Source organism: Roseovarius sp. THAF8 (assembly GCF_009363735.1).
Lineage (GTDB): Bacteria > Pseudomonadota > Alphaproteobacteria > Rhodobacterales > Rhodobacteraceae > Roseovarius.
This window is the reverse complement of record NZ_CP045410.1, coordinates 751,028-774,004: the sequence shown is the minus strand read 5'-3', so window position 1 is coordinate 774,004 and position 22,977 is coordinate 751,028. Positions and strand designations below refer to the sequence as shown.

Annotated in this window: 25 protein-coding genes; 9 read left to right on the top strand and 16 right to left on the bottom strand. The window is 65.2% G+C overall.

Annotation, left to right across the window (positions count from 1 at the left end):
• Positions 1 to 13: 13 nt before the first annotated feature.
• From FIU85_RS03770 to FIU85_RS03760, 3 genes are read right to left on the bottom strand one after another with little or no spacing between them, the layout of a single operon-like run.
• Positions 14 to 802, bottom strand: coding sequence for a metal ABC transporter permease (locus FIU85_RS03770; RefSeq protein WP_152495901.1), 789 nt, complete (start codon positions 800 to 802; stop codon positions 14 to 16).
• A complete protein-coding gene (locus FIU85_RS03765; RefSeq protein ID WP_152495900.1) occupies positions 802 to 1,578 on the bottom strand; it encodes an ATP-binding cassette domain-containing protein in 777 nt (258 codons plus the stop codon). The genes FIU85_RS03770 and FIU85_RS03765 overlap by 1 nt, the downstream gene beginning before the upstream one ends.
• Complete coding sequence (locus FIU85_RS03760; protein ID WP_152492014.1) at positions 1,575 to 2,093, bottom strand: transcriptional repressor; 519 nt, start codon at positions 2,091 to 2,093, stop codon at positions 1,575 to 1,577. The genes FIU85_RS03765 and FIU85_RS03760 overlap by 4 nt, the downstream gene beginning before the upstream one ends.
• A 55-nt stretch (positions 2,094 to 2,148) precedes the next feature.
• On the opposite strand from FIU85_RS03760, the gene FIU85_RS03755 reads away from it, so the two are divergent.
• A complete protein-coding gene (locus tag FIU85_RS03755) occupies positions 2,149 to 3,225 on the top strand; it encodes a zinc ABC transporter substrate-binding protein (protein WP_152495899.1) in 1,077 nt (358 codons plus the stop codon).
• Positions 3,226 to 3,228: 3 nt separating this feature from the next.
• Here FIU85_RS03755 and FIU85_RS03750 read toward each other — a convergent pair whose 3' ends face one another.
• The gene (locus tag FIU85_RS03750; protein WP_152495898.1) at positions 3,229 to 3,930 is read right to left on the bottom strand and encodes a GntR family transcriptional regulator; all 702 of its coding nucleotides are present in this window, start codon (positions 3,928 to 3,930) and stop codon (positions 3,229 to 3,231) included.
• Positions 3,927 to 5,291 carry a formimidoylglutamate deiminase gene (locus FIU85_RS03745; RefSeq protein WP_152495897.1) on the bottom strand — a complete coding sequence of 455 codons (1,365 nt, stop codon included), beginning with the start codon at positions 5,289 to 5,291 and terminating at the stop codon, positions 3,927 to 3,929. Before FIU85_RS03745 ends, FIU85_RS03750 begins: the two co-directional genes overlap by 4 nt.
• A 113-nt stretch (positions 5,292 to 5,404) precedes the next feature.
• Between FIU85_RS03745 and hutI the strand changes: the two genes are divergently transcribed.
• The 8 genes from hutI to FIU85_RS03705 all read left to right on the top strand — a co-directional run bounded on the left by hutI (position 5,405) and on the right by FIU85_RS03705 (position 14,434).
• The gene (gene hutI, locus FIU85_RS03740; RefSeq protein ID WP_254701864.1) at positions 5,405 to 6,565 is read left to right on the top strand and encodes an imidazolonepropionase; all 1,161 of its coding nucleotides are present in this window, start codon (positions 5,405 to 5,407) and stop codon (positions 6,563 to 6,565) included.
• Entirely contained in the window at positions 6,562 to 8,082 is a 1,521-nt protein-coding gene (gene hutH / locus FIU85_RS03735; protein WP_152495896.1) for a histidine ammonia-lyase, read from the top strand. Before hutI ends, hutH begins: the two co-directional genes overlap by 4 nt.
• 11 nt (positions 8,083 to 8,093) lie before the next feature.
• Positions 8,094 to 8,867: an N-formylglutamate deformylase gene (gene hutG, locus FIU85_RS03730; RefSeq protein ID WP_152498170.1), complete on the top strand. Its 774-nt coding sequence runs from the start codon at positions 8,094 to 8,096 to the stop codon at positions 8,865 to 8,867.
• A complete protein-coding gene (gene hutU, locus FIU85_RS03725) occupies positions 8,864 to 10,537 on the top strand; it encodes a urocanate hydratase (protein ID WP_152495895.1) in 1,674 nt (557 codons plus the stop codon). The genes hutG and hutU overlap by 4 nt, the downstream gene beginning before the upstream one ends.
• Before the next feature lie 3 nt (positions 10,538 to 10,540).
• Positions 10,541 to 11,194 carry a flavin reductase family protein gene (locus tag FIU85_RS03720; RefSeq protein WP_152492022.1) on the top strand — a complete coding sequence of 218 codons (654 nt, stop codon included), beginning with the start codon at positions 10,541 to 10,543 and terminating at the stop codon, positions 11,192 to 11,194.
• Between the two features lie 46 nt (positions 11,195 to 11,240).
• Complete coding sequence (locus FIU85_RS03715) at positions 11,241 to 12,326, top strand: TRAP transporter substrate-binding protein (RefSeq protein WP_152495894.1); 1,086 nt, start codon at positions 11,241 to 11,243, stop codon at positions 12,324 to 12,326.
• A gap of 63 nt (positions 12,327 to 12,389) precedes the next feature.
• Positions 12,390 to 12,887 carry a TRAP transporter small permease subunit gene (locus tag FIU85_RS03710; protein WP_152495893.1) on the top strand — a complete coding sequence of 166 codons (498 nt, stop codon included), beginning with the start codon at positions 12,390 to 12,392 and terminating at the stop codon, positions 12,885 to 12,887.
• A complete protein-coding gene (locus FIU85_RS03705; protein ID WP_172978786.1) occupies positions 12,884 to 14,434 on the top strand; it encodes a TRAP transporter large permease subunit in 1,551 nt (516 codons plus the stop codon). Before FIU85_RS03710 ends, FIU85_RS03705 begins: the two co-directional genes overlap by 4 nt.
• An 8-nt stretch (positions 14,435 to 14,442) precedes the next feature.
• Here the strand turns inward: FIU85_RS03705 and FIU85_RS03700 are convergent, their stop codons facing one another.
• The 11 genes from FIU85_RS03700 to FIU85_RS03650 all read right to left on the bottom strand — a co-directional run bounded on the left by FIU85_RS03700 (position 14,443) and on the right by FIU85_RS03650 (position 22,966).
• Complete coding sequence (locus FIU85_RS03700) at positions 14,443 to 15,516, bottom strand: DUF1513 domain-containing protein (protein WP_152495892.1); 1,074 nt, start codon at positions 15,514 to 15,516, stop codon at positions 14,443 to 14,445.
• A 2-nt stretch (positions 15,517 to 15,518) separates the two neighbouring features.
• Entirely contained in the window at positions 15,519 to 16,508 is a 990-nt protein-coding gene (locus FIU85_RS03695) for an imelysin family protein (protein WP_152495891.1), read from the bottom strand.
• Positions 16,505 to 18,061 carry a di-heme oxidoredictase family protein gene (locus FIU85_RS03690; RefSeq protein ID WP_152495890.1) on the bottom strand — a complete coding sequence of 519 codons (1,557 nt, stop codon included), beginning with the start codon at positions 18,059 to 18,061 and terminating at the stop codon, positions 16,505 to 16,507. The genes FIU85_RS03695 and FIU85_RS03690 overlap by 4 nt, the downstream gene beginning before the upstream one ends.
• Positions 18,062 to 18,125: 64 nt before the next feature.
• Positions 18,126 to 19,388 carry an imelysin family protein gene (locus FIU85_RS03685; protein ID WP_152495889.1) on the bottom strand — a complete coding sequence of 421 codons (1,263 nt, stop codon included), beginning with the start codon at positions 19,386 to 19,388 and terminating at the stop codon, positions 18,126 to 18,128.
• Between the two features lie 289 nt (positions 19,389 to 19,677).
• Positions 19,678 to 20,148 carry a Dps family protein gene (locus tag FIU85_RS03680; protein ID WP_152492029.1) on the bottom strand — a complete coding sequence of 157 codons (471 nt, stop codon included), beginning with the start codon at positions 20,146 to 20,148 and terminating at the stop codon, positions 19,678 to 19,680.
• A 109-nt stretch (positions 20,149 to 20,257) separates the two neighbouring features.
• Complete coding sequence (locus tag FIU85_RS03675; protein WP_152492030.1) at positions 20,258 to 20,683, bottom strand: hypothetical protein; 426 nt, start codon at positions 20,681 to 20,683, stop codon at positions 20,258 to 20,260.
• A gap of 66 nt (positions 20,684 to 20,749) precedes the next feature.
• Positions 20,750 to 21,010 carry a DUF1289 domain-containing protein gene (locus FIU85_RS03670; protein ID WP_152492031.1) on the bottom strand — a complete coding sequence of 87 codons (261 nt, stop codon included), beginning with the start codon at positions 21,008 to 21,010 and terminating at the stop codon, positions 20,750 to 20,752.
• 67 nt (positions 21,011 to 21,077) lie between these two features.
• Positions 21,078 to 21,251, bottom strand: a complete 174-nt coding sequence (gene hemP / locus FIU85_RS03665; RefSeq protein WP_152492032.1) for a hemin uptake protein HemP — start codon at positions 21,249 to 21,251, stop codon at positions 21,078 to 21,080.
• Between the two features lie 265 nt (positions 21,252 to 21,516).
• On the bottom strand, positions 21,517 to 21,885 hold the full coding sequence (locus tag FIU85_RS03660; RefSeq protein ID WP_152492033.1) for a glyoxalase superfamily protein: 369 nt from the start codon (positions 21,883 to 21,885) through the stop codon (positions 21,517 to 21,519).
• The gene (locus tag FIU85_RS03655) at positions 21,882 to 22,208 is read right to left on the bottom strand and encodes an antibiotic biosynthesis monooxygenase (protein WP_152494438.1); all 327 of its coding nucleotides are present in this window, start codon (positions 22,206 to 22,208) and stop codon (positions 21,882 to 21,884) included. Before FIU85_RS03655 ends, FIU85_RS03660 begins: the two co-directional genes overlap by 4 nt.
• Positions 22,209 to 22,216: 8 nt before the next feature.
• The gene (locus tag FIU85_RS03650; RefSeq protein ID WP_152495888.1) at positions 22,217 to 22,966 is read right to left on the bottom strand and encodes a ChaN family lipoprotein; all 750 of its coding nucleotides are present in this window, start codon (positions 22,964 to 22,966) and stop codon (positions 22,217 to 22,219) included.
• Positions 22,967 to 22,977 lie beyond the last annotated feature (11 nt).

Sequence of the window (22,977 nt, the reverse complement as noted above, 5' to 3'; positions counted from 1 at the left end):
GCCCCTCGCACGTTCAGCCGCGTACACCGCGCAGCGCGCTGGTCACCACGAAGAGAACAGCGGCGACGCAGACGATGGAAGGACCCGTCGGGGTGTCTAGCAGATACGCAGATTGCAGGCCCGCGACCGCCGAGACCGCGCCGATGGCGGCAGCGGCAACCGCCATCTCTTCGGGGCTGCGCGACAGGGGTCGTGCGGCGGCTGCGGGAATGATCAGCATTGCCGCAATCAGAAGCGCGCCGACGACCTTGATCGCCACGGCGACGGTGATGGCAAGCGCCAGCGTGAGGATCAGCCGTTCGCGCCGGGGGTCGATGCCGCTGGCATAGGCCAGTTCGTCGCTGAGCGTCGAGGCCAGAAGGGCGGACCAGCGCCAGCCGATCAACGCCACCACCAGCGCGGCGCCGCCCCAGATCACGATCAGGTCGCCACGGGACACCGCTAGGATGTCGCCGAACAGATAGGCCATCAGGTCGATACGTATCCCGGACAGAAACGACACCGCCACCAGCCCGAAAGCCAAGGCAGAATGCGCCAGCACACCAAGAAGCGTGTCCATGGCATAGCCCCGTCCCGACAGCCCGTTGACGGTCAACGCCATGGCAAGCGAAACGGCCACGGCGCCCGCGAAGACCGAGATCTGCAGCGCGAGAGACAGCGCCACGCCCAGGATTGCCGCGTGGGCAGTGGCGTCACCGAAATAGGCCATCCGCCGCCACACGACGAAACTGCCGAGCGGGGCTGCCGCGCAGGCGACACCGATACCGGCCAGGGCGGCGCGGGTCATGAAATCATCGAGCATTATTCGGCGGCCTCGGTCTCGGTGCTGTTCGACGGATGGTCGTGCACGTGGTCGTGCGCGCAGGTCTCGTCATGGGCGTGGTCATGATCGTGCCGGTAAAGCGCCAGCGCGCCGCCGGTGCCCGACCCGAACAGGGCCTGGTATTCGGGCGCGGCCGAGACGGTTTCGGGCGTGCCCTGGCAGCAAACGTGCCCGTTGAGGCAGATCACGCGGTCCGAGGCGCTCATGACGACATGCAGTTCGTGACTGATCATCACGATGGCACAGCCGGTCTCGCGGCGCACGTCCTCGATCTGGCGGTAGAACGCGGCAGAGCCGGGCTGGTCGAGCCCTTGGGTCGCTTCATCGAGCAGCAGAAGGTTCGGACGTCCGATCAGCGCCCGTGCCAGCAGGACGCGCTGCATCTGGCCGCCGGAGAGGCCGGCCATCTGCCGGTCCGAAAGATCCGGGACCCCGGATCGGTCCAGTGCCTGCTCGATCGCGGCCCGGGACGCGCCGGAAGGCAGCCGCAAAAACCGTTTCACGGTCAGCGGCAGCGTTGGGTCGATGTGGAGTTTCTGCGGCACATAGCCGATACGCAGGCCGGCGCTGCGCACGATCTTACCGGACAGGGGCGCAACGGCGCCGATGAGCGCGCGCAAAAGCGTGGTCTTGCCCGATCCGTTCGGCCCCACGATCGTGATGATCTCGCCCGGTTCGACGGAAAGCGAGACTTCGCGCAACACCCGGACGGCGCCGTAGCCGACGCTGATATTCTCGACGGAGACGAGGCTCATGTGTCGGCCTTGTCGGAACAGGCGGGGCACAGGCCCTCGGCCTCGACCACGGTTCTTTCGATCCGGAACCCGGCCGCGCGGGCCGTCTCGCCCAATTCGCCGCTTGCGGGTGTCGCCTGCGCCTCTGCCACCGAGTCGCATTGGCGGCAGATCATGAAGGCGGGCGAGTGGTTGGCGCCGGGGTGAGAGCAGGCCACGAACGCGTTCAGCCGTTCGATCTTGTGCGCGAACCCGTTGGCGACGAGGAATTCGAGCGCGCGATAGGCCACCGGGGGCTGGGAGCCGAATCCGGCCTCGCGCAGGCGGTCGAGCATGTCATAGGCGCCAAGCGCACGGTGCTCCTGCAGCAGGATTTCCAGTGCCTTGCGGCGCACGGGCGTAAAGCGCAGCCCTTCACGGGCGCAATGCGCCTCGGCCTCGGAGATCGCGGCAGAGATGCAATTGGCGTGATCGTGCGTCTCGAAACCGAGCGGTTCGCTCGGGCCAGCGGGCCCTGATTTGTCGGTACTTGTCATATTATAACGTTTTGTATATGCGACATGCAATGTTATGTAATTACAAGAGGCCGTGATGTCCAGAACCCTTCTTTCCCTGTCCGCCACGATGGCGTTCGTTGCAGGCACTGCCGGTGCCGAAACGCCACAAGTCGCCGTGGATATCGCGCCGATCCATTCGCTGGTTGCCCGCGTCATGGACGGCGTGGGCCAGCCCGCGTTGATCGTGGCGCCGGGGGCAAGCCCGCACGAATACAGCTTGCGACCTTCCGACGCGGGGGCGTTGCAGGAGGCCGACGTGGTTTTCTGGCTCGGGCCTGACCTTACGCCCTGGCTGGAGGATGCGCTGGACACGCTAGCAGGACAGGCCGATGTGGTCGAGTTGTTGCAGGTCGATGGCACGGTAACCCTGCCGGTCCGTGAAAGTGCCTTGTTCGAAGCGCATGACCATGCTCATGGATCGGGCGGGCACGATGACCATGCGCATGACGACGACCATTCCGATCACGAAGGTGATGAGAAGAAACATGCTCACGCGGAGTCGGAGCATGAGCACGACCACGATCATGAGCACGACCACGAGACAGGCGCCGAGCACGGCGAAAGCAAGGAGGGCCATGCCGCGCACGATCACGGCCATGGCGGGCTGGACCCGCATGCGTGGCTGTCGCCCGACAATGCCGCCACGTGGCTGACCGCGATCGCTGCCACGCTGTCGGAAGCCGACCCCGCGAACGCCGACGCCTATCGCGAAAACGCCGCTGCCGGTGCCGACGAAATTGCCGCGTTGAAATCCGAGCTCGACGCGATCCTCGAGCCGGTGCGCGGCGGCAATTTCATCGTGTTCCACGATGCCTACCAGTATTTCGAGGATGCCTTGAACATGCCTGCTGCCGGGGCGATCTCGGTCTCGGACGCGGCCGACCCCAGCCCGGCGCGGATTGCCGAAATTCAGGCACGGGTGCGTGATGAGGGTGTGACCTGCGTGCTTTCGGAACCCCAGTTCGCCCCCGGAATCGTCGACGCGGTGATGGAGGATGCGCAAGCGCGAACGGATGTGCTGGATCCGCTTGGCTCGGACCTGGAGCCGGGACGCGCGCTTTATCCGCAGCTGCTGCGCAATCTTGCGACTACCTTGGCGGAGTGTCTTTAGGCCTCAACTGCCGGTCTGGATCTGATAGCCGGGCCGGGTGATAGCCTTGACCGAGGTGATGGGTGCGCCGTCGATCCAGGTCGTGCGTTCGATCACCATAAGAGCGGCCCCGACAGGTGTCTCGAGAAGGCCGGCGATCTCTTCGCCGGCCGAGATGGCATAAAAGCGCAGATCGAGCCTTGTATAGGGCTTGTTGTGGACAAGCCACTCGTTCGCGCTCTGCTCGGTGAAATCGAGATCGCGAATTTCGGGCGAGGTCCGGGGGCAGATCCAGCGGTCTTCGAGGATGTAGGGCCGGCTGTCGCTGAGGTGCAGGGCCTCGACGCGCACCATTGGGCGCGGCGTGTCGAGTTCGAAGGCCGAGAGCACCGCGCGTGGCGCATTGGCTTCACTGCGGCGGATCAGGTGATAGCCATAGCGCCCGCCGCGCTGTTCCACCTCGCGGCGGGTGATCGGGATGTCGAGCGTGGCGCGGGTGACCGGGTCGGGCCGCACCCGTGTTCCGCCCTTGCGCCGACGCTCCACCAGACCGCTGTCGGAAAGATCCTGCATGGCGCGCTGTACGGTGGAGCGCGCGCAATTCAGGTCTTCGGCAATGTCGGCATCCCGCGGCAGGCGATCGCCGGGGCCGTATTGCCCAGTCAGGATCTGGTCGTGGATCCGGTCGCGGACATCTCTCCACGACAGGCGAGGCGGCGCGGTCATATCGCCTGTCCCAGTTGCGCGGTGACAGCCAGGAACGCGTTGGTGATCCGGTCACGCGCGACGTGGCGACCGTTTTGGACCATGTGGCGCCCCGCGCTCCAGACATCGGTGACGCAACTGCGGCCACGGCCCGTGAAGACAAGACTGTCGAGCGCGGTGTCGCCGGAGCGATTGCACAGGAACTCGTTGTCGGTGGACACGGCGATGAGATCGGCAAGCCGACCTTCGGCAATCTTCCCCGAAGCTCGGCCCGCGGCCTGTGCTCCGGCCTGCGCCGCGGCGTCAAAGAGCACCCGGCCCGTTGAGCAGTCCGCCGTTGCCATCGCCGCGCGGCTGCGGTCGCGCAGGCGCTGGGAGTAGTCGAGCGTGGCAAGCTCTTCCCAGAGCGCGATGTGGATATTGGAATCCGAGCCGACGCCGAACCGTCCACCGGCGTCGCGGTAGGTGATCCCGTTGAAAATACCGTCGCCCAGGCTCGATTCCGTGATCGGGCAGAGGCCGGCGACAGCGCCCGTGCCGGCCAGCGCACGGGTCTCTGCGTCCGTCATTTGCGTGCAGTGGATCAGGCACCAGTCCGCCGTCACATCGGCATTGTCCAGAAGCCACTCGACAGGGCGGGCGCCGAGGTGGGCCTCGACCTCCTGAACCTCCGCGACCTGCTCGGCGAGGTGCATATGGATGGGGCCTCGGGGACAGATTTGGCGGGCTTGGTCCAGCGCGTCAGGTGGCACGGCACGAAGGGAATGGGGCGCGATGCCTATGGCAAAGTCGTCCGGGGCTTCGGCAATGAGCCTCGCGCTATCGACGTGCAGGCGGGCGAACAGCTCCGGGTCGCTGCCGAACCGGCGCTGGCCGCCTTCCAGCGCGCGCCCGTCGCAGCCGCCTTGCATGTAGTGCACCGGCAGCAGGGTGAGGCCGATGCCGGTATTCGTCGCGGCCGTGGTGATCCGCCCGGCCATTTCGGCCAACTCGGCATAGGGTTTGCCGCCGATATCGTGGTGCAGGTAGTGAAACTCGGCCACCGCGCCGTAGCCGGCCTCGAGCATCTCCATGAACACCAGTTCGGCGATGGCCTGCACGTGGTCCGGTGTCAGCCGGTCGAGAAAGCGGTACATCAGCTTGCGCCAGGTCCAGAAACTGTCGTTGGGATCGGGGCCTCGGGTTTCGGTCAGCCCGGCCATGGCGCGCTGGAATGCATGGCTGTGCAGGTTGACCGGCGCGGGCAACAACAGGTCGACGGTGTGCGCGCCGGGCGACGGCGTGCGGGAGATTCGCGTGATGCGCCCTTGGTCGATGGTCAGGCAAAGGTCGCTGACCCAGCCGTCTGGAGTAAGGGTCTGACGAGACTGGATTTCCTGCACGGGCGATCTCCATTGACAAAATATGTACCTACATATTAACGTTCCGTAGGCCGTGTGGCAAGGAGGGAAGAATGACCGATCATCTGACGATCACCAATGCCACCATCGCCTGCATGGACGGCTCCGAAGGCGGGTACGGCCTGATGCGGGATGCGGCGCTCCGGGTGCAGGGCGAGCGGATCGACTGGGTCGGGCCGATGGCGGATCTGGGCGACACGTCTGCGGAGGCGCAGGTGATCGACGCCGGAGGGCGGCTTCTGACGCCTGGTCTGATCGATTGTCACACCCACATTGTGCATGGCGGCAATCGCGCGCTGGAGTTCGAGATGCGCCTCGAAGGGGCGAGCTATGAAGAGGTGGCGCGCGCCGGGGGCGGGATCGTTTCAACCGTGACGGCGACGCGGGAAGCGGATGAAAGCCTGCTGCTTGCGCAGGCGTTGCGCCGCGCGGATGCGCTGATCGCGGAAGGGGTCACGACGATCGAGATCAAGTCGGGTTATGGCCTTGATATCGAAACGGAACTGAAGATGTTGCGGGTGGCGCGCGCGGTGGGCGAGGCGCGTCCGGTACGGGTGGTGACCTCGTTTTTGGGTGCGCACGCGGTGCCCAAGGGCGCGGATGCGGACACCTATATCGACGAGGTCTGCCTGCCCGCGCTGGAGGCGGCCCATGCCGAGGGGCTGGTCGATGCGGTGGACGGCTTTTGCGAGGGGATCGCGTTCGACGCTGCCCAGATCGCGCGGGTATTCGACAAGGCCGCGGCGCTGGGCCTGCCGGTCAAGCTGCATGCCGAGCAGCTGAGCAATATCGGCGGGACAAAGCTTGCGGCGGAGCGCGGCGCGCTGTCGGCGGATCATGTGGAATATGCGAATGAGGCCGACGCCAAGGCGTTGGCCGAAGCGGGCAGCGTGGCGGTGCTGTTGCCCGGGGCGTTCTACACGCTGCACGAGACGCAGAAGCCGCCGGTCGCGGCGTTCCGCGCGCACGGCGTGCCGATGGCGGTGGCGACGGACTGGAACCCCGGATCGTCGCCGATGGGGTCCGTCCTGCTGGCGATGAACATGGCTTGCACGCTCTTTGGCCTGACACCGGCCGAGGCACTGGCGGGCACGACGCACCATGCGGCCCAGGCGCTCGGGCTTTATGACCGGGGCGAGATCGCGCCGGGGATGCGGGCGGACCTGGCCATCTGGGATGTCGAGGAGCCGGCGGAGCTGAGCTATCGCATCGGGGTGAACCCGCTGCATAAACGGATCTTCGGAGGGCGGGCATGACCCTGACGCTGGTGCCGGGAGAGACCCGGCTGGAGACGCTGGAGCGGCTGTGGCGCGACGGTATGGCGGCGGTGCTGACGCCGGAGGCGCGTCCGGGGATCCAGGCTGCGGCTGGGCAGGTCGCTGCGGCGGCGCGTGGGGACGTGCCGGTTTACGGGGTGAATACGGGCTTTGGCAAGCTGGCCTCGGTGCGCATTCCGCCCGAGGATGTCGAGACGTTGCAGCGCAACCTGATCCTCAGCCATTGCTGCGGCGTGGGCGAAGTGCTGGAGGCCGAGACCACGCGCCTGATGATGGCGCTGAAGCTCTTGTCGCTGGGGCGGGGCGCCTCGGGCGTGAGGTGGGAGATCTGCGCGCTGATCGAGGGGATGCTGGCGCGGGGCGTCGTGCCGGTGATCCCGTCGCAGGGGTCGGTGGGTGCATCGGGCGATCTGGCGCCGCTGGCGCATATGGCTGCTGCAATGATCGGCGAGGGCGACGCGCTGCTGGACGGCGTGCGGATGCCGGCGGGCGAGGCGTTGGAGCGGGCCGGGCTGACACCCGTGGTGCTGGGCCCGAAGGAAGGGCTGGCGCTGATCAACGGCACGCAGTTCTCGACCGCCTGCGCATTGGCGGCGCTGTTCGACGGTGTGCGCGCGCTGAGGGCGTCGATCGTGACGTCCGCGCTGTCGACGGATGCGATCATGGGCTCGACCCAGCCATTGCAGCCCGAGATCCACAGCTTGCGCGGCCACAAAGGGCAGATCGACGTGGCCACCGCGATGTCGGCCCTGATGGCGGGCAGCGAGATCCGCGAAAGCCACCGCGAAGGCGACAGCCGGGTGCAGGACCCGTATTGCATCCGCTGCCAGCCGCAGGTGGCGGGTGCGGCGCTGGACCTGCTGCGCTTTGCCGCGACAACGCTGGAGATCGAGGCGAATGCCGTCACGGACAATCCGCTGGTGATCGAGGCCGGGATCGTCTCGGGCGGGAATTTCCATGCCGAGCCGGTGGCCTTTGCCGCCGACCAGATCGCGCTGGCGCTGTCGGAAATCGGAGCCATCGCGCAGCGGCGCGTGGCGCTGATGGTGGACCCTGCATTGAGCCATGACCTGCCGCCGTTTCTGACGCCCGCGCCGGGTCTGAATTCGGGCTTCATGATCGCCGAGGTGACGACGGCGGCGCTGATGAGCGAGAACAAGCACCTGGCGAACCCGTGTTCGACCGACAGCACGCCGACCTCTGCCAATCAGGAGGACCATGTGAGCATGGCGGCCCACGGGGCGCGGCGTCTGCGCCGGATGAACGCGAACCTGTCGATGATCTTGGGCGTCGAGGCGCTGTGCGCCGCGCAGGGGATCGAGGCGCGGGCGCCGCTGGTGACATCGGACGCGTTGCAGCGCGCGATTGCGACGATCCGGGCGGAGGTGCCGCGGCTGGAAGAAGACCGGATGATGGCGCCGGACATGGAGCGGGCGGCGGCGCTGGTCCGCGAGGACGCGCTGGCACGCGAGACGGGCGTGGAGGTCTCACTGTGAGTTTTCTTGAGATGACGCGCGGGCAGAGCCCGCTGGTGCTGGGCCTGCCCCATACGGGAACGGATGTGCCGCAAGACGTGGCCGAAGGATTGAACGAGACCGGGCAGGCGTTGGCCGACACAGACTGGCATATCCATCGGCTTTATGCCGGGTTGATGGGCGACGTGACCACGGTGCGCACGACCATCCACCGCTATGTCATCGACGTGAACCGCGACCCGGAGGGCGCGAGCCTTTATCCCGGCCAGAACACCACGTCGCTGTGCCCTGTAACCGATTTCGACGGGCAGCCCATTTGGCGCGAGGGCGCGGAGCCCGACGAGGCCGAGATCGCGCGGCGGCGCGAGGCGTATCACGCGCCCTATCACGCGGCGCTGGCGGCGGAGCTGGAGCGGGTGCTGAATATTCACGGGTTTGTGGTGCTCTATGACTGCCACTCGATCCGGTCGGAGATTCCGTTTCTGTTCGAGGGTGTTCTGCCCGATTTCAACGTGGGCACCGACGAGGGCCGGACCTGCGCGACGTCGATCCAGGATAGCGTGTATCGTAGGTGCGAGGCGGCACAAGGGTACACCGCCATCCTGAACGGTCGCTTCAAGGGCGGCTGGACGACGCGGCATTACGGGCGGCCCGGCGAGGGCCTGCACGCCATCCAGATGGAGCTGGCCCAGTCCACCTACATGCAGGAAAGCCCGCCCTGGGACTATGCGCCCGACCGCTCGGACCGCCTGCGCCCGCATCTGAAAACTATTCTAGACGACCTGATCCGTTGGAGGCCCGAATGACCAATCCCCGCCATAACCTGCGTGACATCTACCCGCCCACCGGCACCGAGATCACCGCGAAAAGCTGGCAGGCCGAGGCGGCGATGCGGATGCTGATGAACAACCTCCACCCGGACGTGGCAGAAAACCCGCATGAACTGGTGGTCTATGGCGGAATCGGGCGCGCCGCTCGGACATGGGATGATTTCGACCGGATCGTTGCCGGGCTGAAGGATCTGGAAGCCGACGAGACCTTGGTGGTGCAGTCGGGCAAGCCGGTGGCTATCGTCAAGACCCATGCGGATGCGCCGCGCGTTCTGATCGCCAATTCCAATATCGTGCCGCATTGGGCCAACTGGGACCATTTCAACGAACTCGATAAGAAGGGCCTGATGATGTACGGCCAGATGACGGCCGGGTCGTGGATCTATATCGGGTCGCAAGGTATCGTGCAGGGCACATACGAGACCTTTGCCGAAGCCGGGCGTCAGCATTACGACGGAGACCTGACCGGCAAGTGGATACTGACCGGCGGCTTGGGCGGCATGGGTGGGGCACAGCCCTTGGCCGCGGTGATGGCGGGTGCGTGCTGTCTGGCGGTGGAGTGCAACCCGGACAGCATAGATTTCCGCCTGCGCACGCGGTATGTCGATGAGAAGACGGACAGCCTCGACGAGGCGCTGGAGATGATAGACCGCTGGACCAAGGCGGGCGAGGCCAAGTCGGTGGCGCTGCTGGGCAATGCGGCGGATATCTTTCCCGAGATTCACAAGCGCGGCGTGCGGCCTGATATCGTGACCGACCAGACCAGCGCGCATGACCCGGTGAACGGCTACCTGCCGCGGGGCTGGGGCATGGCCGAGTGGCGCGAGAAGCGCGAGAGCGATCCCAAGGCGGTCGAAAAAGCCTCGCGCGCGTCGATGAAGGTGCATGTGAAGGCGATGGTGGATTTCTGGAACGACGGGGTGCCGACGCTGGATTACGGCAACAACATCCGGCAGGTCGCGCAGGAGGAGGGGCTGGAGAATGCCTTTGCCTTCCCGGGTTTCGTGCCCGCCTACATCCGGCCCTTGTTCTGCAAGGGGATTGGGCCGTTCCGCTGGTGTGCGCTGTCGGGCGATCCCGAGGACATCTACAAGACCGACCAGGCGATGAAGGAATTGTTTCCCGAGAACGAGAAGCTGCACACGTGGCTGGACATGGCGCGTGAGCGGATTTCCTTTCAGGGGTTGCCCGCGCGGATTTGCTGGATCGGGTTGGGCGACCGGCATCGCGCCGGGCTGAAGTTCAACGAGATGGTGGCCAGCGGCGAGTTGAAGGCACCCATCGTGATCGGGCGCGACCACCTCGATAGTGGCTCGGTGGCCAGCCCGAACCGCGAGACGGAAGCGATGAAGGACGGCTCGGACGCGGTAAGCGACTGGCCGCTGCTGAACGCGCTGGTGAATACCGCGAGCGGCGCGACCTGGGTCAGCCTGCATCACGGCGGCGGCGTCGGCATGGGCTTCAGCCAGCACGCGGGTGTCGTGATCGTGGCGGACGGCACGCCGGAGGCCGCGAAACGTCTGGAGCGTGTGCTGTGGAACGATCCGGCCTCGGGCGTGTGGCGTCATGCGGATGCGGGATATGAGACCGCGATCGACTGCGCGAAGGATCACGGGCTGCGCTTGCCGGGTATTCTGGGGAATTGAGGAATGCACTACGCTCCCGGACAGGAAGACTGCCCGCTGCCGTTTTCGCCTTTCAAAAGCTGTACGGTGCCGCGGCCTATCGGCTGGCTATCGACGGTCAGCGTGGACGGCGTGCACAATCTGGCGCCCTACAGCCAGTGGCAGAACCTGACCTTCGATCCGCCGATGGTGATGTTCGCGGCCAACCAGTACCCCGACGGGCGGCGCAAGGACACGGTGATCAACGCGGAAGAGACCGGCTGGTTCGTGTGGAACATGGCGACATTTGAGTTGCGCGAGGCGGTCAACATCTCGGCCATGGCCGTGCCGCCGGAAGAGGAGGAGTTCGATGCGGCGGGTGTCACCCGCGCGGCCTGCATCGACGCGCCGGGGATGCGCGTGGCCGAAAGCCCGGCGCATTTCGAGTGCCGCTATCTTTCGACGCATCGCCTGCGCGGCGACAGCAACGCAGGCTGGGTCGATGTAGTTTTTGGGCAGGTTGCCCGAATTCATGTCGACGACGCGGTTCTGACGCCCGAGGGCAAGCTGAACATTGCGAAAATTCAGCCGATCGCGCGGATGGGGTACTACGACTACACTTGCATCAAGGACGTCTTCGAGATGCGCATTCCGAATGCGTCGGACGCGGCCGAGGACGGGCTGGAAGGCAAGGCCTAGGCTTTCGACACAAACGATAACCCACTGACCAACAAGGAGAGACGTAATGGACAGACGCAAATTTTTGACGACCGCCGCCGTGGGCACTGCCGCCGCGCCGCTGGCCACTCCGGCCATCGCGCAGGACGTGCAGCAATGGAAGATGGTCACGGCATGGCCCAAGAACCTGCCTGGCCCCGGTGTGGCGGCGCAGATGCTGGCCGACCGGATCACCACGCTGTCGGGCGGGCGGATCGAGGTGAAACTGTTCGCCGCTGGCGAACTGGTGCCCGGGCGCGGCGTGTTCGACGCGGTCAGCGAAGGCACGGCAGAATTGTACCACGCGGTTCCGGCCTACTGGGGGTCGAAATCCAAGGGCATCCTTTTGTTCGGCTCGCAGCCTTTCGGGCTGCGCGCGGATGAGCAGGTGGGCTGGCTGTACCACGGTGGCGGGCAAGAGCTGTACGATGAGATGTACGGCCAGTTCGGCATCAAGCCGTTCCTGTGCGGCAACTCCGGCCCGCAATGGGGCGGTTGGTTCCGCGACGAGATCAACTCGGTCGAGGATCTGAAAGGGCTGAAGTTCCGCACCACCGGCCTTGCGTCCGAGATGTGCGCCAAGCTGGGGATGGCGGCCGAGGCCATGGGCGGGCCGGACATGTTCCAGGCGTTGCAGACCGGCGCGTTGGACGCGGGCGAGTTCATCGGGCCGTGGACCGACAGCGCGCTGGGCTATCAACAGGTGGCCAAGAACTATTACTGGCCGGGCGTGGGCGAGCCGTCCTCGGCCGAGGAATGCGGTGTGAATGCCGAGGTGTTCGGCGCGCTACCCGATGACCTGAAAGAAGCGGTGTCGGTGGCCTGCGAAAGCCTCTACAACCCGGTCTGGACGGAATACACCACCAAGCACGCGGCCTCGCTCAAGAAACTGGTCGAGGAAGACGGTGTTCAGGTCCGCAAGTTCCCGCAGGAAGTGATCGACGCCATGGGCGAGGCCGCCAAGGAGGTGATCGCCGAGCTGCGCGAGGACAGCGACGAACTGGTCAAGCGGATCACCGAAAGTTTCGTCGCCTATCGCGACAGCATCGGGGCCTACATGACCTATGCCGATAACGGTCAGATGAATGCCCGTGCCGCGGTGATGGGCTACTGAGACATCGGGCGCGCGGGGATCACCCTCGCGCGTCATGACCCAAGGGGCAGGGAAGGCCGCGACATGCTGGCACTTGCAGGGATGATCGACGCGATCAATCGCGGTATCGCCAGCGTTTTGCGGTGGTTCGCGCTGTTGATGGTGCTGGTGCAGTTCGGCATCGTGGTGGGGCGCTATGTCTTCGGCGTCAATTCGATCTGGGTGCAGGAAAGCGTGCTGTACCTGCACGCGACGCTGTTCATGCTGGCCGCCGGATACACCCTCTTGGTCGACAAGCATGTGCGGGTCGACATCTTTTATGCCAAGGCCGCCCCAGCCACGCGGCGGTGGATCGACATGGCCGGGCACCTGTTTTTGTTGCTGCCGTCCATGGCGGCGTTGCTCTGGTGGACCTGGCCATCGGTGCGCAATTCGTGGAAGATACTTGAAGGGCCCATATCTGTGGGCGGGATCGAGGCGGTGTTCCTGCTGAAATCGCTGATCCCCGTGTTCTGCGTGCTGGTCGCTCTGCAATCCCTCGCGATCCTGCTGCGGCTTGTCGCCGGGGAGGAGCCGGCGTGACCGAGTATCTCGACCTTCTGATGTTTGCGGCCTTGGTGGTGGCGATCCTGTCGGGCTTTCCGGTGGCCTTCAGCATCGCCGGGATCGCGGTGCTGTTCGCCTATCTGGGGTGGGGCCTGGGCGCGATGGATATCTCGCTGCTGGGCGCGTTCGGGCAACGGGTGTTCGGGCTGATCTCGAACCAGGTGCTGATCGCCATACCGCTTTTCGTGCTGATGGGGGCATTGCTGGAGAAAAGCCGCATCGCCGAGGAACTTCTGGACACGATGGGCCGCGCCTGCGGGTCGTTGCGCGGCGGGCTTGGCATCTCCGTGATCCTGGTGGGGGCGCTCTTGGCGGCGTCGACCGGGATCGTGGGGGCGACAGTGGTGGCGATGGGAATGATCGCGCTGCCGACGATGCTGCGATCGGGATACAATCCGAGCGTGTCGGCGGGGATCGTGTGTACCGCCGGAACCTTGGGGCAGATCATTCCGCCCTCGACCCTGCTGATCATCCTCGCCGACGTGATGTCGAACGCCTATCAGCAGGCGCAGTACGAGCAGGGCAAGTTCTCGGTCGAGGCCTTGTCGGTGGGACAGTTCTTTGCCGCCGCATTGATCCCCGGGTTTGTTCTGGTTTCGCTCTACCTGATCTACGTGCTGGTCCGGGGCGCCCTGCGCCCGCAGGACATGCCGCCGGCGGATGCGACCATGTCCAAGCCGAGCGGGCGCGAAGTGCTGGAGGCCATCGTGCCGCCCGTGCTGCTGATCTTTGCCGTTCTAGGCTCGATCCTGGGCGGATTGGCGACGCCGACCGAGGCCGCGGCGGTGGGCGCCGTGGGGGCGCTTTTGATGTCCGGTGCGCGGCTGGGCCGGATGCGCGGCCTGATCCTGATCTCGGCCGTGGCGCTGATCGCGCTGGCGATCGCGGCGGGCGTCTTTCCGGTGCGGTTGCAGCGGGGGGATCTGGGCGCAGGATCGTATGTGGCGGGCGGGATGTACATTGCGCTGGCGGTGCTGGGGCTGATCGGCGTGCTGGCCGCGCTGCGCAACGTGCTGGCGGAGCGGGTGGCGCATGATGCCGTCACCTCGACCATGACCATGACGGCGATGATCTTTGCCACGATACTGGCCGCGGGCATGTTTTCACTGGTGTTTATCGGGCTGGGCGGAGAGGACCGGGTGGCCTACTGGCTGGCGAACCTGCCTGGCGGGGCGACGGGGGCGCTGATCGTGACGATGATCATCGTCTTCTTCATGGGCTTCTTCCTGGATTTCGTGGAAATCTCGGTGATCGTGCTGCCGCTGGTGACGCCGTCGCTCATCCTGCTAGGGCACGATCCGATCTGGCTGGGGATCATCCTGGCGATCAACCTTCAGACCTCGTTCCTGACCCCGCCTTTCGGCTTTTCGCTGTTCTATCTGCGCGGCGCGGCGCCGCCGGAGATCACGACGGGCCATATCTATCGCGGGGTGATGCCGTTTATCGGATTGCAGGCCGTGGGTGTGGCGGTTGTCTGGATTTGGCCGTCACTGGCGACATGGCTGCCGAGAGTGATGTTCTGAGGCGCGCGTCAGAGCGCCACGATATGGTTGTCCCAGGCGCAGTCGATCCGGTCGAGCGCACGCGGGCCGTCCGCGCCGATGCCGATCAGACCGCCCAGCCCGTCGCTGGCGAGATAGCCCGCGCCACGGGTCGCGAGCCCGCAGATATCGGCGCGGGACAGGGCGCCGCGGAAGTCTCCGTCGTCGGTGAAACGATGCAGCCTGCCGCCCCGCGGCGAGGTGATGGCAATTTCCTTTTCGTCGCCGCGAAACGCGATACTGCCGGCGTATCCTTGCATGGCCAACTCATCCGCAAGCGGGGCGGACGCGAGGACCGGAGTGCTGCCGCGCCGATGCAGGCCGAGAAGCGGCGTGGCGCTGTCGGGCAGGCCTTCCCACTGCATCGCGAAGCCCACCAGCCCGTCGGCGCGAATGGCAAGGTGACGGATCGAATTCTGGTGCAGGTCGTCTGAAAGTGCGACCTGTTCGAGCAACGCGCCATCGAGTGACAGGTAGCTCAGATTGGGCCGCATCGTGTCGAGGTTCAGCTTGGTCCGGTCGGTGGGATCGGTGGCGATCCCGCCATTGGCGATCACCAGAGTGGCGCCATCCGGCATGAGGCGCAGGTCATGCGGGCCTGTGCCGCCGGTCGGAAATTCACCGATGCGATGGTATTCCGCGCTGGCGTCCCAGATGCCGATGTAGCCTTGGCTCGTGTCGCTGGCTTGTTCACTGGTGAAGAGCAGCGCGCCGCCTTCGGCGAAAACGCCGTGGCCATTGAACTGGCGCCTCTCGGGCGGGGTCAGCCGGTGGACGACAATGCCGCGCGCGCAGTCGATCACCAGGGCGAAGCTGCCGGGCCGGCGGGCGAAGGCGACGGCCTCGGCCCGGTGCGGATGTCCGGCCCCGGCATGTCCGCGGGCGGGCAGGGGGATGCGGAACGCAACTTCGGCGTCATCGGTCAATCCGTAGAGCGCGAATTGGCCATCGGGTTGCCGGGCTGCTGCCAGGAAATGCGGATTGCCGGCCGCGGCCCAGCCAAGATGGGGGACGCTGCCGGCGGCCAGCAGGCTTGCAAGGAAACCTCGGCGGGTGGTCGGCATGGTCAGTCTCCGTCGTGGGCATTGAAGCCGGGCGCGATGCCCAGCGGTTCACCGACCTCGCTTGCAATGGTGTCGTGCAGCGCTTTCACGGCCTGCTGAAGCACCTCGACCCGCAGCCGGCCCTGCGGTGTCGCGACATCGCCCAAGGCGGGGTCTTCGATGCGATCCGCGATTTTTCTGAAATGCGCATGGGCGTCTTCGGTGCGGGGCAGATCCCGGTCGGCCAGGGCGCGGGCAAGATCGACGGCACCGCCAACCGCAAGCCGAACGTTGCGCAGGGACCGCCCCGAGCGCCGCGCCTCAGCCTGCGCGGGGCGCGGCCGGTCGAAATCGCCCATTGGCAGACTCAGTCGTTTTCCGGACGTGAACTCCAACGATGACAGGACTTGGGTGAAGATCGCCCGCTTCGCCTCGGCGTCGGTCATGTAGGTCGTGTTGCCGGCCTCTCCTGCCGTGCGCAGTACCGGGGCAAACTCCGTTTCCCAGGCGGACTGAAGCGCCTCGGCCTGCCTGCCGAGATCGGCGGAGATCGTGGTCACGAGGGCGCATGTGTAGCTCTGTGCGGCGTAGTCCGAGAAGTCCGGATCGTAGAGCAGCATGTCCAGCGCGAACAATCCGCGTGCCGCGATCGAGACATCGGCATAGGCGTCCGGGTCGTGCGCGACCGGATCCTCGTCGGTGATCAGACCATTGAGGGCGCGCTGGGTGAAGCCGCGTGGATCGGGCCAGAACCCGACCGACAGGGCGCCCGTTTCGGACGGCCCGATGCGGAGATCCGAAATCGGCATCCACGCGTCGAACGTGTCCTGGAAAACGGGACGCAATGCATCCGCCCGGCAATCGTTTTCGGCCGTTTCGACGAGTTGCTCCGACGCCTCGGTAAATCGTTCCAGTCCCCGCAGGATGTGCTGTTCGAGGGCGTCATCAACCCCGGCATGGGCCGGTGCGGCCACAAGACCGAAGCTGAGGATCAGGGCGGACAGGTATTTCATAGGCTCTCCAGAAAGCGGATCAGGGCCGCGCGATCCCGGGGCGGCATTTCCGCCACCTTGTCACGGGCGGCGCGCGCCTCGCCGTCATGCCACAGAACGGCTTCCAGCAGCGACCGTGCCCGCCCGTCATGCAGGAACGTGCTGCGGCCGGAAACAGTCTCGGTCAGGCCGATCCCCCAGAGCGGCGCGGTGCGCCATTCCTGGCCGTCGGCGCGGCCTTCGGGACGATCATCGGCCAGCCCGGGACCCATATCATGCAAAAGCAAGTCCGTGTAGGGCCAGATCAACTGAAAACTGGCCGGGTTTTCGCCGTCCAGACGATGCGTGACGAAATTGGGCTGGTGGCAGGATGCGCATCCCGCATCGAAAAAGACCTTGCGCCCGCGCAGAACCTTTGGGTCGTCCACGTCGCGCCGTGCCGGAACGCCCAGCGTCCGGCTGTAGAAGGCAACGAGGTCGAGCCCGGTCTGGTCGATCTCGAGCCCGCCCTGTTCGGGGTCGCCGCCGTGCCGGGCGGCGGTACAGTCGGTCTGCGCATCGGTGCACTCACCCGCGCCAGCGCGATGGATCGGGTTCGAAATGCCGATATCGCCGGCGAAGGCGCTGGCGCTCTGCTCGAGCACGGTAGGATTGCCGGCCTTGAGCCCGAAACGGCCCAGCATGGGTTGATCATGGACGTCGGACCAGACCACCTGGGGTCGTCCTGAAATGCCGTCCCCGTCGCTGTCGTCCGGATCGGCGCGGCTGAGGATGTCGGCGGTGGGGATTGCCTCCAGCAGGCCCATGCCGATCATCTGCGGTGCGACCCGCGGGCTGAGCATGGCGTCCTCGGCCAGCGGACCGTAGCCCAGATCAACCGCGTCATAGCTGGGCTGTCGCAGGGTGACCGTCTCGCCGCCCGAGAGCGGGATCTCGATCTCTTCGTAGGTGACCTGAAGTCGGTATTCCGGGGCGTGGCCGGGCAGGCTGAAATCCTGCAACTGGCTGCCATAGGTCGGCTCGGGGCTGGTGGCGTGGGTCCCGGCTATGAAACGTTCGATGTCCTGCGGGGCTGATGCGGGCACCGAGACGCGCAGGAACATGGAAACCGCGCTGTCCCCGGGGCCTTCGGGAGGATGGCCGCGCCCGTCTTTCAGATGGCAGCGCTGGCAGGAGCGGGCATTATACAGCGGGCCGAGGCCGTCCGACGCGATCGTCGATGCCGGGGGAGACACCCAGAGCCGCCGGAAGAGACCGTTGCCGACGCGGAAATCGAGCTCCTGTTCGAATGTCAGGTTGTCGGCGGGCTGGGAAAAGGCGTCGGGCGTCTGCCGGGCGCGAACGGTCTGCGCCCCGCCGGAGTTTTCCTCAAAGGTCCAGGGTGCGGAGAAGTCCTTTGGAGGCGCGGTGACAGCGGCGACCCGGCGGCGTTCATCCTCGGTGCGGGGAATGACGTCGAGATGTATGTCCTGCAAATTGGCCCATGCGGACGGGGCCGTTTCCTGGGCGAGGGGGACGGCGGGAAGGACAGATGCCGCTGCGAATGCCAGCAACAGGGAAGGCTTGAATGTCATCGGGGGTCGTTCATCAAGGGAAAGGGGCGCGCCGCCGGGCGCACCCCCATGACGCCCGCAGGCGTTATTGAAAGACAGCGGACGGATCATCGAGGCTGTCGGAGCCTTCGATCTCGATTCCGCCAAGCTCGAGCGCGCTGACCACGCGCTCGATTGACCGGGTCTGTTCGATCAGACCTTCGACGCCGCCCATGATGAGTGCCTCGCCGCCCGCGTTGCCGCGTGCCAGCATTTCGTCATAGGCAAACCCTGCCTCGGCCGCGGACTTGATTCGGCCAAGGGCAAGGACGGCGTCGGAGAGGCGGGTGCGCATTTCGCGGTCAAGCTCGGGATGATCCTGCGCCACGAGGTCCGACAGGGAAGGACCGGAGACCAGCGTGCCATCGGTGCGCACGTATTCGCCCAGATAGACGTTGCGGATGCCGACGCCGTCGTAGAAATGGTCATTGTGGGTGTTGTCCGAGAAGCACGAATGCTCTTCTTCGGGATCGTTCAGCATCAGGCCCAGACGCATACGTTCGCCCGCGGTCTCGCCATAGCTGAGGCTGCCCATGCCGGTCAGGATCGCCGAAAGCCCTGCCTTGGGATCCTGCGTCAGGTTTTCGCGGGCGGCGCCGCCATCGGCCCATTGAGACACCATCCATTCTAGGTCCGACACCAGAAGTTCGGTCGCGGCCGTGAGATAGTCGGCCCGGCGGTCGCAATTTCCGTTGGTGCAGTCATCGCCCTGGGCATAGTCGGTCCAGGGACGGTTGCCGGCGCCGTCGTCATGGCCGTTCAGATCCTGGCCCCAGAGAAGGAACTCGATGGCGTGATATCCGGTCGCCACGTTGGCTTCGATGCCGTCGGCCTCGTGCAACTGGTCTTGCAGCAGGGCGGGCGTGATGTCCGATGCGTCGATCTCTTGGCCCGACAGGGTGAAGGTCGGGTTGGCGATGACATTGAGCGCGGCCAACTGGTTGGCATCGGTCGGTCCGCCATAGGCACCGTCGACATAGTCGATCAGGCCCTCGTCCAGCGGCCAGGCGTTCACCTTGCCTTCCCAGTCATCGACGATGGGATTGCCGAACCGGAAGACCTCTGTCTGTTGGTAGGGCACGCGCGCCTCGAGCCATGCCTGGCGGGCGGCGTGCATCGTGTCGGCGGACGGGGTGTCGATCAGCGCGTCCACGGCCGCTTCAAGCGCCTCTGCCGTGGTCAGGCTGTCCGAGTAGTTGGCATGTGCGATATCGGCGTAGGTTTCGAGCACCTCGGGTGCGCTTTGAGCCTGGGCATTGCCGGCACAACCCAGTGTGATCGCGCTTGCGGCGAGAAGTAAACGTGGCATTGGAGTCCCTCAATTCGGTCAGATGAGCGATCGCGGCGTTGAGCCGTAAGAATCGGTTGATGCCGGGACTCTTACAAAAATAGTCGGATACCTCAATTCCTGATTTAAAAACTCGGAAATTGAGGGGCTGCTCGGACATGTGCCCGGACCATCGGATCGAAACGCCAAGACAGACTGTATTGCGTGCAAACTGAGGTCTTGTGTCGACCCTGAAAGACTTGGATGGCGCAAGCCCGCCATCCAAAATGGTGTCTGGGGTCAGATCGCCCGGATCATCGGGTATCGACGCTTACTTGAGGTGCGCGCGAAGCATCCAGGCGAATTTCTCGTGCGTCTGCCCGCGTGCGATGCACAGGTCCTCGGTCAGCGTGTCGCCATGCTTGGCGGCAAGTTCGCCGGCGCCGGCTACGGTTTCGGCCAGGGTTTCCTGCGCTTCCTTCAAAAGGCGGATCATTTCTTCGGCGGTGGGGACCCCCTCGGCCTCGGGCACTTTCGAGCGCTTCAACATGCCGGCCAGCATCCCCTCGGCGTGCCCGTCCAACGCCTTGATGCGTTCGGCCAGGTCGTCCTGGGCGACGAAGTGGTCTTCGTACATTGTCTGGAACAACTGGTGCAGAGGGCCAAAGGCCATGCCGGTCACGTTCCAGTGGAAATTCTGCGCCAGCATCGTCGCGACGGCGGTTTCCGCGACGCACTGGTTGAGTGCCTCGGCGATCTGGGCGTTGGCGTCGGTCGAAAGGGATTGGGCCGTCTGGGTCATTCGTGCCTCCTGATTTGGTGTCCGGGAAAGGTGCTGGCTGGCAAATGGCTGGCTTGCACAACCTAATTAGGTCTCAATGACCCGATCGGCAAGCCAGTTTAGAATCTTTCTAAATCCGAGCGAAATTGTCAGCGACAGTCCCTAGAAGAAAGACGAGGTTGCGGTGGGCGTGCTTGGGGACGCGAGAATGCAGCAGGAACGTCGTGCTTGCCTGGTCGTTCGACTTGATACTGCGGGCCAGCGACATCAGCCAGTCCTCGTCGAAGGAGGTTTCACATTCGCCGTCGCGAAAGAGGATCGGGCGCCGGCCCAGAGCCTGGGACAAGCAGCGCACGAGGATCTCCGAGGCCGCGTATCTGGCCACATGCCCATTGACAGACAGCGTGGCGCAGGCCCCGAAAAGATCGACGTAGCTCTTGCAGCGCGCATCGCGAGCGACGTGCCGCAGGTGGTCGATCAGCGGGCCTGGCCCGGCCAGCGCTTGGGTTTCAAAGCCGCTTTCGGATCCGTGGCGGCATTGCAGGGCAGATGTCATTCAAGAGCCTCTTGGTTTGTCTCTCGGGTTCGAATTGCTATCGGCGCAGGTGTGACCTGCGCCGCATCAGGCCGCTTTTCCGCCGTCGAGAACGGTCAGGGACACTTTCTTTTTCTTGCACTTCTTCGCGTAGGCCTGATCCCAGTGTTTGTAGCGGCCCATGACGGTCTGCTGCGCGACGACCAGTTCCACGAAAGCCTCGCGCTGCTTGTCCTTCTTCAGTTGCTTGAAGGCGGATTTCTGCGCCTTGGTCATCGAGCAGCCGATGCAATGGCCGTCACGCTTGAACTTGCAGACGTCGATACAGGGACTTGGGACTTTTGACATTGGGCCTCGCTGGAAGATGGTTTAAGCACTGTCTGGCATGGGGTTCAGGTGGTCGGGGCGGCGGGTCTCACTTCGTCAGGATCAGATTGCCCGCGCGGGTGATGCGCAAGGTGTAGGTCTGGCCGTCGAGGACGATATTGGCCTTTACCCCGTTCACGATCAGGTCGCGGGCGTCGTAGACGGCGCCTTCGTCGTGGTCCACGATCTGACGCGGCTCGGGGACGGTGCTGGTCCGACTCATCACGGCCTCACCGCGTGGCTTGACGCTGTGCGCCGGCCAAGCTGTTCTGCGGCCCGGGCCGTGGCGTGAACGTCAAGGTCGGGGAGCATCATTCATGTTTCCTTCCAATGACATGCGGGCTGCCATTCGCGGTGGCCGGACCACGGGTGACGATCGCTGCGCGAAATTTCCCGACTATTCGACTCGGGTTTGTGTCATGCGTACAATATTCCGATTGTTTCAGTCAAGAAATCTCGGGCTGCGCCGCGGGCTTGCCTTGGGACATTCAGCGACCGGCGGCCTGATCCAGAAAGCGCAGGCGGTTGCCGAAGGGGTCGATCACCTCCATCTGGAGGCCCCAGGGCAAAAGCTGGGGTTTGGGCCGCATGTTGGGGTAGGGCGGCAGGGTGGCGTGCCAGTCGCGCAGGTTGTCGACATGAACCATCACGGTCGAGCCGGGCGTGGCATCGCCGTGATGTTCGCTGAGATGAAGGTGGAAATCCCCCAGGCGCAGGAAGGCATAGAGCGGCGCGTCGGGGAAGATGCGCACCTCGCCGGTCCATTCGAATCCCAGCCAGTCCACGTAGAACGACCGCGCCTTGCCTTCGTCGAAGCTGCGGAAGACCGGCGCGGTGCGGGTGACGCGGGGTGTCATGCGGGTGCGTCGGCGTCGATCTTCTGGATCGCGCTGAAGCCCTCGAATTTCGGTGTACCCTCATGCAGCTTGCGGCTTTCGCCGGCGCGCGCGTGGGAGGCACGGAATTCGGCGCTGGTGGTCCAGGCGCGGAAATGCTCTTCGCTTTCCCAGACGGTGTGCGACGCATAGAGGACGCGGCCCTCCTCCTGCGGCCCCCTGAGCATGTGAAACGACACGAAGCCGGCCATGTCCTTCAGCCTGCTTTCGCGGGTCAGCCAAAGCTCTTCGAACGCGGCGGCGTTTTCCTCGGGGACGGTGAAACGGTTCATGGCAAGGTACATCGAAAGCCTCATTGAATGTTCAGTGTCGCGCAAGGATCGTCCCGGTCGGCTGGCGGAACGATCCGGGTCTCGTCAAACGGTATATCGGTTTGCGACTCGACGAAACCGATGGCGTGGGTTGTGACCTGAGGCGCGGCGCGCGCGATCATCGCGGGAATGCCCCAGTCGGTTCTTGCGTGACCGTTGCCGGCGATCACGGCGACAGGGGGACCATATGCCTCCAGCGCCTCAAGCGCGGCGCGGGCGAAGACTGCGTCGCGGTAGCGTTGCACGGCGACCATGCCACCCATCATGTCCAGCGGCATGGCCTCGCAATGGGCCGCGAACTGCATCGCTTCGCGCGTCGCCTGTTCCTCTTGCGCCAACGGGGCGTCCAGACCGTAAAGCGTGGCGTCAGGGCCGAACACGGTGGCGGCGCCGTCGCTATAGACGGTCTTGACGCTGTCACGCGGCGCTGCCGCCCCGATGATCCGGGCCTCGTCCAATGGATCGAAGAGCGGCGCGTAGATCGGATAGTCGGGCCATCCGCTGGCCTCCCAGGCGGCCTCGATCCGGGTCCGGTCCGCGTCGGCCTTGTCTGCCTCTTCGGCGGTCAGCATCTCGAACACGACGGCGGTCGGTTGCAGCTCTTCCAGCACCGCGGCCTGGCCGAGATGCGCGTCCGGGTTGTCGTGGACTTCGCCGAGGATGACTATATCGGCGGCCGGCTGGGACAGCGCGGGTGCCGCGAAACACAGAAGAAGCGTGGCGAGGCGCATGGACGATCCTT